Annotated in this window: 9 protein-coding genes; 2 read left to right on the top strand and 7 right to left on the bottom strand. The window is 44.3% G+C overall.

Translation table 11 applies throughout. The annotated features are described in order from the left end of the window. Together IKW96_RS11225 and IKW96_RS11220 are read right to left on the bottom strand one after the other, a co-directional pair. A partial coding sequence (locus IKW96_RS11225; RefSeq protein WP_296574680.1) for a GDP-mannose 4,6-dehydratase occupies window positions 1-225 on the bottom strand: 225 nt, incomplete at its 3' end. 147 nt (window positions 226-372) lie between these two features. Continuing rightward, window positions 373-1458 (bottom strand): hypothetical protein, encoded by a 1086-nt coding sequence (locus tag IKW96_RS11220; protein WP_296574678.1) that lies wholly within the window; start codon window positions 1456-1458, stop codon window positions 373-375. A gap of 206 nt (window positions 1459-1664) precedes the next feature. Here IKW96_RS11220 and IKW96_RS11215 point away from each other — a divergent pair, with 206 nt between their 5' ends. Both IKW96_RS11215 and IKW96_RS11210 read left to right on the top strand, forming a co-directional pair. Further along, on the top strand, window positions 1665-2243 hold the full coding sequence (locus tag IKW96_RS11215) for a hypothetical protein (protein WP_296574675.1): 579 nt from the start codon (window positions 1665-1667) through the stop codon (window positions 2241-2243). A gap of 26 nt (window positions 2244-2269) precedes the next feature. Further along, window positions 2270-3001, top strand: a complete 732-nt coding sequence (locus IKW96_RS11210; protein WP_296574671.1) for a prolipoprotein diacylglyceryl transferase family protein — start codon at window positions 2270-2272, stop codon at window positions 2999-3001. Window positions 3002-3054: 53 nt separating this feature from the next. Here the strand turns inward: IKW96_RS11210 and IKW96_RS11205 are convergent, their stop codons facing one another. The 5 genes from IKW96_RS11205 to IKW96_RS11185 form a co-directional block, all read right to left on the bottom strand. Further along, window positions 3055-5253: a 2-dehydropantoate 2-reductase gene (locus IKW96_RS11205; RefSeq protein WP_296574668.1), complete on the bottom strand. Its 2199-nt coding sequence runs from the start codon at window positions 5251-5253 to the stop codon at window positions 3055-3057. 17 nt (window positions 5254-5270) lie between these two features. Then, a complete protein-coding gene (locus tag IKW96_RS11200; protein WP_296574666.1) occupies window positions 5271-6521 on the bottom strand; it encodes an ATP-grasp domain-containing protein in 1251 nt (416 codons plus the stop codon). A 334-nt stretch (window positions 6522-6855) separates the two neighbouring features. Next, window positions 6856-7734, bottom strand: coding sequence for an alpha/beta hydrolase-fold protein (locus tag IKW96_RS11195; protein ID WP_296574663.1), 879 nt, complete (start codon window positions 7732-7734; stop codon window positions 6856-6858). Window positions 7735-8056: 322 nt separating this feature from the next. Next, the gene (locus IKW96_RS11190) at window positions 8057-8305 is read right to left on the bottom strand and encodes a hypothetical protein (protein ID WP_296574659.1); all 249 of its coding nucleotides are present in this window, start codon (window positions 8303-8305) and stop codon (window positions 8057-8059) included. Window positions 8306-9076: 771 nt separating this feature from the next. Then, window positions 9077-10396, bottom strand: a 1320-nt coding sequence (locus tag IKW96_RS11185; protein WP_296574656.1) for a polysaccharide deacetylase family protein, incomplete at its 5' end; no start/stop codon positions are given.

The raw sequence follows: 10396 nt of genomic DNA, 5'->3' as shown, positions 1-10396 counted from the left end.
CGGCTTTTCTTCCTCGAAAAGCTTGTATATAGCGTCTCTGTCGCAGATATCTATCTTCACAAAGCGGAAGTTAGGGTTCTTCATTACAGGCTCAAGTGTCGAAAGATTGCCTGCGTAGGTGAGCTTGTCCAGACATACGATGCGGTAGTCGGGATAGGTGTCAAGCATATGGAATACGAAATTCGAGCCGATGAATCCGGCTCCTCCTGTTACGAATATTGTCATCTTCTTAACCTCTTATAAAAATAATATTAAGCGATACTGCCAGGCTGTTCACACACGCCTGTAATATACATCTTTTCAAGTATAGCATACCTTTGAGCAAAAATCAAGCCAAATTTGCAGCTTGTGGAAAAAATGCAGTTTTTATGTTCATTTGTCAGGGGCAAGGATTATTTTTATAATATGCCAGTCGTCAAACATCCAATAGACCAGTCTGTCCTTTTTTTTCAGCGCCTGCATTATTTCATGCACGTTCTCGTTGGCTTTCAGACGCTTTAAGGCGTCTTTATAAGCCTTTTCGTCCGAGAACTTTATCTCCACCTGTTCCTCATCTCCATGCTTTGATATTATCTCAGCTATGGCATGAGCGTCGTACTCGCTCAGATACGAGCCGTCTACCACATAATAATACTTGCTGATATCGTCGCATTTCGGGATAAATCTGTTTCTGTTCTTCACCTGATTGAACTCGTGATATTCCGTCAGCTCGCTGTCGCTGAACATAAAATAATTATGGGAGCTGCCGTATTCAAGATCATCATAGTTCCTGTCGTCATAAGCAAGGTCGACCCAGTAATACTTGCCGTCAAACCTGATAAAATTCCAGGTATGGGAATAATTCGTGACCAGTCCGCACTCAAAGCCCATTCTTTCCATTATGTACTGGAATGCCTGTGAGTAGCCGCAGCTCTGCGTCCTGCCATTTACAAGGCAGCCGTATGCAGTATCAGTATAACTTTCCAGGTCGCCGCTCTGATACCAGGTATTCTTTATTATCTCGTCATGTACAAAGAGTATCTTTTGCCAGTCGTCAGCGTCCTCGGGAATACTGCTTATTATCCTGTCCGCAGCCTCCGAGACCTCGCTGCACATCTCCCCGACCTTGCTGTCAGGCATATCATAATCAAGACTGCCGTAGCTTATGCTTATAACGTCATTTCCGCCGCTTGAGCCGACTCCGCCGATACTTACCCAGAAAAGCTCCGGGTGCTCCGCAAGCACCATTTCGCTTATATCGAATGCTCTTTCAGTGTTAGCATAGCCGTAAAGACTGATCTCGCCTTTGAACCTGCCGCCGGACAGCCGCTTGTATATTGCCTGATACATTGCTTCCTCATCTTCAACATATTCAGCTCCCTCATGGGGATCATAAGGAACGTCATAGTCGTCATACTCGCAGCCGCAAAGTAAAAATGCAGATGTCAGCAGCAGAAACAGCTTTTTCATTATTTTCATCTTTTCTCCTTATTACTGATAAAAACCGCGGAAAGCGGCATTGTTTACACTTATATTCTGCCATATTACAGAGCTTTTGTCAAGTTCACAGCAAAACAGTGACAAATGTCACCGGGAAAGTTATAAATGTCACCTTGGCTTTTTGCAGATTTTGTTGTATAATAGTATTATAGAAACAAACCAAACCTTTTATGGGGGAAGATCATATGATAATTCATTATTTTGAAATAAGAAACTGCAGCCTTTTATACTATATGGGTTATCCCATATACCTTGCGCCCGACGGCACAGACGAAGGACTCCTCTCAATGCGCGGATTTGCAAAGCAGAACGACGGAAAATGGATAAAATACATCGACAGATTTGAATACGGCTATATCATGCAGTTCAACAACTGCGAGGAAATCGTTGTCAATGAAGAAACATTGAAGAATATCCAGTACCCGCCTTTTCAGTATCAGCCGCCGCTGTACGGATACGGAGCAGCTCCCCCGAAGGACAGCAATACAGCCAATATACTGTGCACTGTCTCGGTATCTCTCATGCTTCTGACGTTGCCTGTATTGTTCACGCCGCTCATTGCTATCAGCGGATTATTGTTCATCGCTGCAATGGTACTTATGATAATCGCGAGGGTGATCTATCCGGACAACAAATTTGCAAAGATACTTTGCATAGTATATGTCGTACTTACGTTAATCATGGTCGTTATAGGAATTGCGGCTATAATTATGCTGATGATAGCCTGCAACGAATGCGTGAACAGCCTTAATTCATGCAGCTGAAATCCAAGAAACAGGAGTGAAAAAATATGAGCATACATATATGCACCGATTATTCGTTCTTTCCGCCGTATGCGCTGATGATAATCCTTTCATGCGCGGCAGGTCTTGCTTTGCAGTACTTTCTTAACGTGAAGCGCGGCGTTCAGCCTATGATAGCAGGCTTTATCACGCTCCTCTCACCGTTTATGAGCTTTTTCTTCGCTTTTCTGCTCACTTATGCAGCCTCAGGCGGCACAAAAAACGGGCTTTCGTCTATGGGCGGACTTTTCGGTATGTATCTGAGCGTAGTGACCCTCGCACTTATCAGGCGCGACCGCAGGACTACAAGCATTACCTTCGAAAACTGCACTATCGTTCTTCCGCTTATATACAGTATTTCCAAGCTCGGCTGCTTTTTCGCAGGCTGCTGCCACGGCATACCTTATCATGGTCCCTGCTGTGTGGAATACTCTGGAAAAGTCACGGAAACAGGCTGTATATTCCCTGTTCAGCTTGCGGAAACTGTGGTATTCTTCGTTATTTTCGCTGTCGGGATTGCAATGCTCATGAAAAAATGCAGGAATACCTCCGTTTATACCCTTACAGCCTGCTCGGCTGCGAAAGGACTTCTCGATTTTCTCAGAGAGTCACACATGGACAAGGTTATTTCGCTCAATCAGATACTTTGTATTATTGTGGTGATAATCGGTATCGTTTACGCCGCAGCTTCCGAAAGGAAGTACCATCATACAGCTGAAGTGACAGCTTCATGCGCTTGAAACAGCCAATATATGCAAAACAGCACTGTGCAGTACACAGTGCTGTTAATTTTTTACTTCTTGAGATTTGAAACTATGAGCTTTCTCTTAAGAGAGTTCATTACAGGTATATCGGGAACATAGACCACGTTGATCTTTGCAGCCTCGCCGAGAGTCTTCCTGAAGCCTGCAACTTCATTGTCTACATTAGGCTTTTCATCAGAATTTGCTGTAATTTTAAGAGTATATGTATCCTCAGTCTCCTGAATGAACTGCCACTGCTCGATACCATGAGAAAGTCTCATTGTACGGCAAAGAAGGAAAGGAGATACTACCTCGCCGTTAAGATCGTAGATAAGATCCATTCTTCTGCCTAAAAGCTCGGTAAATACAGGGAGCTCGCCTTCATTCTCGACAGACATCTTTGCAACGTCGCCTGTGTCGTAACGGATAAGCGGGAAAGCCTTGTTGTAAAGGTCGGTGATAACTATTCTTCCGAGTTCGCCGGGAGCAGCCTTCTCGTCCGAATCAAACTTGAGTATCTCAAAATAGTATGAAGCCCAGTTGAGCACAAACCTGCCGCTCTTGCCGGTTTCCTGTCCGAGAATACCCTGCTCTGTATTGGAATATCTTGCATATACTCCGACGTCCTGTCCGAAGAAATTTCTGAGCTTCTCCTTTACAGCGTCAGTCAGTGTCTCTGAGGTCGATATGATAGTCTTGATGCATGACTCGTTGGTAAACTTCTTCGACCAGTAATCAACAGCTGTCTCCAGTGTTGATGGATATGCGATAAGTGAAGTGCACTTCTTCTCAACCATTACATGATAATAGTTTGTAAGATTCTCTGCGCTGAGATTGCAGATATCGAGCTGCCAGATATTATCGCGGTCCTGCTCCTCGGGAGTAGCTGTAGGCTTTGCTCTGAGGTAGCACATAGGATCATGATCCGCATAGCCTGCCAGTGCGCCGAAATATTTAAGATCAGCGATATGGCGTTCTCTCTTTGCAAGATCCTGGATAACTGTGAACGGGATACCGGTAGAACCCGAAGTGTGCATCTTGTGTGTCTTGATATTGTCATATGCATGAACTACGACATCGTCGTAATTCTCGTTGAGTATCGTCTTGTTCATTACCGGGAAATCTTCAAGCTTTTCAGCGTTCCTGTACTTAGCATAAAAAGCTGTATTCTCGGTGGCATACTTAAGAATTTCACGGAGCTGTTCAGGCATTCCGCCGCCTGATATAACGGAAGCGTATTCCTTGTCTTCCATTTTTCTGCTTACGTCATTCATCTGAACTCTTAATGCGTCGCTGTACTCAACACCCTTAGTAAATAGATCCTTCATTGCCAAACATCCGTTCCTTTCCATGTAAACCTCTTCCTTTATCTCCATCAGACGATAGAGCGTACTTATAACAGGAAGGTAAAGTCCGTGCTTTTCGCCGATCTTCAGAGCGCTTCCCGCAAGGTACTGGTTTTCGGTTTTTCTTTCATTGACTACATCCATGAGCATGGACGTCTTTTTGCTGCCAATGTAAGTTACATAGTAATTAATTATATCATCTATATCAGATTTCCCGAGCTCGACCTTTTCAGCCTTTGCGATCTCAAGGAATTCATCCATAGCCTTACGGCATATCTCCTGCAGATTAGGATCAAGCTTGAAAAGCGAATAATCAGCGCCTGTAAGTGCAGTTACACTGTTTCCCGCAACATTTAGCATCCACTTTTTCCATACCATCTTCTTGATGTTCTTCTCATAAAATGCAGGCATTCCCGAAGCATTAATAACATTTGCAGCTGTTTCAGCTTCCTCGGGATAAATATCGCTTCCTATATGGAGCTCGCCGGGATTGCTGTAAACAGCTCCCTCAGGACCAAACTCCGTATTCGGTCCCTGAGCATAGCCCCTTATAACGATATTGTCAGGAAATGCCTCACGGAACAGCTCATATGCATAGATTCCGTTCTGAAGCGGAAGAATTATAGTATCTTCAGCGATAAACGGCTTGATATTCGCAATGGAATTTTTCAGATCGTAATTCTTTATGCATATAAGAAGAAGGTCGACACAGCGGCATTCGCTGTCCTTGTCCGAGCATATCTCGGGAGCTATGACCTCTCCGTTCACGCGGATATCGTCTGCAAGCAGCATCTGCTTGATCTCCTCGCTTGCAATGAGACAAAAATCCTTTCCGTACTTTGTAAACAACTTGTGCGCTATAGGAGTTCCTATAGCACCTAACCCAATAAGTCCGATCCTCATTGTATAACCTCACCCAATCAATAAAGTCTTTCTAAATTCTCGGTGTCGAACAAGCCAATGAGCATATTCTCACCTTTTTCATCATAAACCTTGAAAACTTGCTGTATCTTATCTATGTTCTCTTTCAACGCCTGTTTATTGTCGGAAACTATAAAAAAGCGGCATACTATCTGCTTGAGCGTTCCTTCACATGTTACAGTGTCGCCCTCATTATAGCTTGGTCTGATATCAACAACGTCGTTCATCGCCTTTATCTCGTCAAGTCCCTCGAACCTTGATATAGTTCCGAGCCTTACGATAGGCGAAAGCTTACAGGATATCTTTTTCGGCTTCGGATCGCTGAGCGGCTCAAGATCCCTGTCGGCGACCTTTCCGTACAGAGCATAATTTATGTACATTTCCTTTGCATCTATACCCGATACCTTGGAAATAATGATATGCTCCTGAGCACCGTTAAGGCGGAAACCCGGCTCATACGTCCTCACTATGCCCTCTGAATCCACGAAGCACTGGAAGAATATAGAGCCGTTGTTAAGTCCGAGGCCCTTTATCATCTTCTTTACGGCTTTGTCCGAATGTTCAAGATATGAGTCTATATATCTTGACGGATAGATATACGAAGTCGGCAGCTGTACAAGCTCTTTTCTCGCCTTATACGTATACCTGTCACACATTCCCACAAATATGGGGTTGCCGTCCTGCATAACGTAATAAGAGATGACCTCGTCGCCTTTCATGTACTCCTCGATGAGGTATTTTCCCGACCTTGAAAACTCAAGTGCGCGGTCTATGGCTGACTTGAGCTGATCGCTGCAGTCACAAACAGTTATTCCCTTTGAGCTGCAGCCGTCTACAGGCTTTACTATCACAGGATAAACTATGCTGTCAGGCTCATCCGCCGAAAACTCCCTGATAGTGGGAACTCCGTACTCTCTGCACTTATCCTTGAAATGATCCTTTCTGGTCATTATCTCGAAACTTTCAAGACTTGAAAATGCAGGCATCCCAAGCTTTTCGCAGACCTTGCAGTATGTGGGCAGAAGAGCTTCCGCAACTCCTACCACAACGCCGTCTACGTTTTCGCTTTTGGCAAGCTCCACCAAGGCATCAACGTCTATGGCATTGACATTTGCAGCCTTATCTGCGTATTTTTTTGCGTATGCGTCCGGATCATAATCCGTTACAATGGTATACAGTCCCATTTCCTTAGCCTTTAAAACGAGGCTCACCGTTTCAGGATTTGCTCCTAAGATCAAAATTTTCTTCATCATTGTTTTCCTTTTTCAATGAGTTTTTTTACAGCCGCGGAAGTAATGCCGAAGCTGCATAAAAAACAAAAGCCATTAAAAAAACGCTTGTATAATATCTGCTACTTATCATTGTTATTCTTATGTAATGTATGTTTCAAATAATAATACTTAAAGCATCTTTTTGAAAGCCTTTGCTTTGTGCAGAAGCAGTTGCCTGCCCTGCTGTATAACTTAAAAATACATACTTTAAGGAATGATACCCTTTTTACGGGATATCATTCCTTAAGCTGTCATTTTTCAGTTCAATTTCATCTGACGTGATATAAAATCACCGTTTAGCCGATCAGTATGATCATCCTCTGTAATCCATGGCCTCAAGCTGTTGATCTGTCAGAACAGTATTGTGATCAAGGAAGTACATATACACAAATATCTGTCTGTAGAAGAGATTAACGTTATGACCGTCCTTCTTTGAGATATATGTTTTAAATCTGTAGCCGTTTTCACGGGACAGCTGCTCATATGTCTTGAAGTTTGAAATAAACGGCTCACCCTCAGACTTGCTGTAGGACATGAGGCGCTTAGCTCTGCTGCTCCTTGAGAAGATTATATCCTTGGCTTTCTTGACCCAACCGCTGCCGTCATATGTAAAGTAGCAGTGTGAAGGGCTGAGAGAACCGATATTGTGATAGAGCTTAGGATACAATGTACCTGCAAGAAGTGAAGCACAGCCGCCCATTGAATATCCGCTTACAGAGATATCCGTTCTTGGATCGATATAGCTGCTGTATTCACTTGCAAGAAGAGCTTCCTTCATACTGCCGAGCTGCTTGCGTACATTTCTTGAAAACATACCATAGTCAGTGCCAACGCCGGAAGCCATATTATTGCCGTTATCTATAACTGAAGGCATAACAATAATAGAAGGCTTGATATAGCCATTATCTACCCACTTATTCATCCAATTGTCAAAACTGTAGTCCGTCCATCTTTTAAGACCGCCAGTACCGCAGTAAACTACATTAACAGGGTATTTTCCAGGCTGCTCGGGTACAAGAATGTAACCGCAGTAGGTCTGTCCGCCATATTCAACACTATATGACTTGATTTTCGAATATGTCTTTGTGCCTGCTGCACCTGCTGTCATGCTTACCATAGTCATTGACATTACAGTGAATACCATCACTAAAGTCACGATAAGCGATATAAACCTTTTTGCTTTACTTTTCATTTCTTCCTCCTGAGTTACAATAATTTTTTCGCGCTTCCTTGTAAAAAGCTCTTTATTTTTACTGTACCGAACACCATATCCATTAACATCGGTACACCCCCACGGGATAATCCCTTTCGCCTCCCTCCAAACAACATAGTGCCGTCTGAAGCTGTTCAGACAGCTAAGATCACTCAGGGCCTGCCGATATGCTTTCCGAAAAAAGGAAGAATAAAACTGAAGCGCGATATCCCGTTTTTATTACAGCTTTGCAAAATCGGCGGCAGCAGATATCCTTATCCCATCTGCCATAAGCTGTACATTTCTCGTCAAAAGGAAGGTTTTACGCGAAAAAATCGTCGTTATACGGCAAAACTCCGCGCAGAACGCCAAGTATCAGTTCATTGAGGCGGAATTTGCAAACGATGCCGCCGTACTGCCGATACAGTCCTGACTCGCTCTGTAAAGCATTCTCATGCAGATCAACAAAGATATTACAGCTGATCTTTTTTTCTTTATCGAATAGACACTCTTTGCCGCGTTCCTCGCAGCAAAGGGATCTGTTCCTGTCTTTTGATTGGTAAATATTCATTTTTGCAATTCCTTTTCATTCAATGTCAGGTTTAACGAAAGCCGGCGCGGAAGTCCGTGCAAGCCTGAAGAATAAGCCTTAAATACTGCACAACGTCTCTCAGAAAAACAAAAAAAGCTCATTGTTTAGATCATATCAGGATAAACCGATATTCTCCGCTGCCGATATACGGAAACGGTCAAAAAACAAGAAGCTGTTTACAATATTCATCTGTAGGGTCTTAACAAGCAAGCCCGTATTTCGAGACAAAAACGCCTTTTTTACTATATTCGGTGATGGGATGTAGTAACAAATATCTTTTTCATTCCTAAAAGTCATTTTTATTAATTTTCCTCGCAGTATCGCTATTGAAGAAAACTATTACATCATAAACATCTCGTTTATTGTATCACATTTTATACCTTATGTCAATCAGTAAACGCTCATATTAGTACCGTTCTGCCAAACTTTGTTAATATACGCCAAAGAAGCAGTATTTTTCACTTCCCTTTTATATATTAATTTTATATCGTTATAACAATTGAGTCCGCGGTACTTTTCAATTAACAACTCAGCGGTTTTTTATTGTTGCTTTCCAATAAAAAAACAGCAATAAAAAGCAGCTGCGCTTTTTCGGCATATCCTGCCGCATAACGACATTAAAGTCTTATTTATTACCGAAGGACAGCCTGTATCATGCAGACTGCCCTTCGGAAAAAATTGCAATTTAAAAAATGCTTTCCAGCGCTCCGAACACCTGGCGTGTGAACGTTACACTGAATTATTCATATATCAGACACGTGTATGGATCTGTCCGCCTGCAAGAGTCTTGCCCTTAGCAGCTGCCATATCAGAGATGTTTACATTCTGATAGCCGTTCTGTGCGAGCCATGGGAGTACTTCCTCCATAGCTGCTGCTGTAGTAGCATAGTTCTCGTGGCAGAGAACGATAGCGCCCTCAAGTGAACCGTTCTGTGCAGCCTGCTTGATCTTGTTTACGATCTGATCCTTGGAAGCGTTGTTCCAGTCCTCAGTATCGATAGCGCAGCTGATGAGCGGAACATCGTAAAGTGCTGATGTTACCTGTCCGCCGCCGTCGAGATAAGGAAGTCTCATGAGGTGTGAAGGCTCAGCGCCGATGATACCCTTGAGCTTGCTGTTGCACTGCTCCCACTCGCTTCTGATCTGAGATGAACCCATTGATCCGAGTGAAGGATGTGACTTGGTGTGGTTAGCAACTTCCATACCGTTCTGGTATGCGAACTGTACCTGCTCGTTTGTCTTGATCCAGTCGCCGACATAGAAGAATGTAGCTGTCATGTTGTTCTTGATAAGAGCGTCCATTATCCTGTATGCAGGATCCTGTCTGCTTGTAGCTGAAGCTCCGTCATCGAATGAGATAGCGCAAAGCTTCTTGCCGGACTGTACCTGAGCGCCGCCGCCGTTGTTAGCCTGCTGCTGACCGCCCTGATTCCAGTCAAAGCCGCCGTTGCCGCCCTGATTCCAGTCAAAGCTCTGCTGACCGCCCTGATTCCAGTCAAAGCTCTGCTGACCGCCCTGGTTCCAGTCGAAGTTCTGCTGACCGCCCTGGTTCCAGTCGTTGTTCTGCTGACCCTGGTTCCAGTTATTTACGTCCCAGTTGTACCAGTTATTGCCGTTCTGCTGGTTGTTCCAGTCGTTGCCGCCCTGGTTCCAGTCGAAGTTCTGCTGACCGCCCTGGTTCCAGTCGAAGCCGCCCTGATTCCAGTCCTGGCCGCCCTGGTTCCAGTTCTGCTGGCCCTGGTTCCAATCCTGGCCACCCTGATTCCAGTTGTTCTGCTGATTCTGATTGTTCCAGTCGTTTACATTCCAGTTATTCCAGTCGAAGCCACCCTGATTCCAGTCCTGGCCACCCTGGTTCCAGTTCTGCTGGCCCTGGTTCCAATCCTGGCCGCCCTGGTTCCACTGATTCCAGTCGTTTCCGCCCTGGTTCCAGTTGTTCCAGTCCTGACCGCCCTGATTCCAGTTATTCTGGTTGTTCCAGTCATTTACGTTCCAGTTGTTCCAGTCCTGGCCGCCCTGGTTCCACTGATTCCAGTCGTTTCCGCCCTGGTTCCAGTTGTTCCAGTCCTG

It is taken from the genome of Ruminococcus sp. (assembly GCF_017549005.1).
Taxonomy (GTDB): Bacteria; Bacillota; Clostridia; order Oscillospirales; family Ruminococcaceae; genus Ruminococcus.
The sequence above is the reverse complement of the archived record's forward strand: the minus strand, read 5'-3'. Positions and strand labels throughout refer to the sequence as shown.

Coding starts and splice junctions, on each gene's coding strand:
- IKW96_RS11210 (WP_296574671.1), top strand. CDS start 2,270: ATGAGCATACATATATGCACCGATTATTCGTTCTTTCCGCCGTATGCG.
- IKW96_RS11195 (WP_296574663.1), bottom strand. CDS start 7,734: ATGAAAAGTAAAGCAAAAAGGTTTATATCGCTTATCGTGACTTTAGTG.
- IKW96_RS11215 (WP_296574675.1), top strand. CDS start 1,665: ATGATAATTCATTATTTTGAAATAAGAAACTGCAGCCTTTTATACTAT.
- IKW96_RS11190 (WP_296574659.1), bottom strand. CDS start 8,305: ATGAATATTTACCAATCAAAAGACAGGAACAGATCCCTTTGCTGCGAG.
- IKW96_RS11205 (WP_296574668.1), bottom strand. CDS start 5,253: ATGAGGATCGGACTTATTGGGTTAGGTGCTATAGGAACTCCTATAGCG.
- IKW96_RS11220 (WP_296574678.1), bottom strand. CDS start 1,458: ATGAAAATAATGAAAAAGCTGTTTCTGCTGCTGACATCTGCATTTTTA.
- IKW96_RS11200 (WP_296574666.1), bottom strand. CDS start 6,521: ATGAAGAAAATTTTGATCTTAGGAGCAAATCCTGAAACGGTGAGCCTC.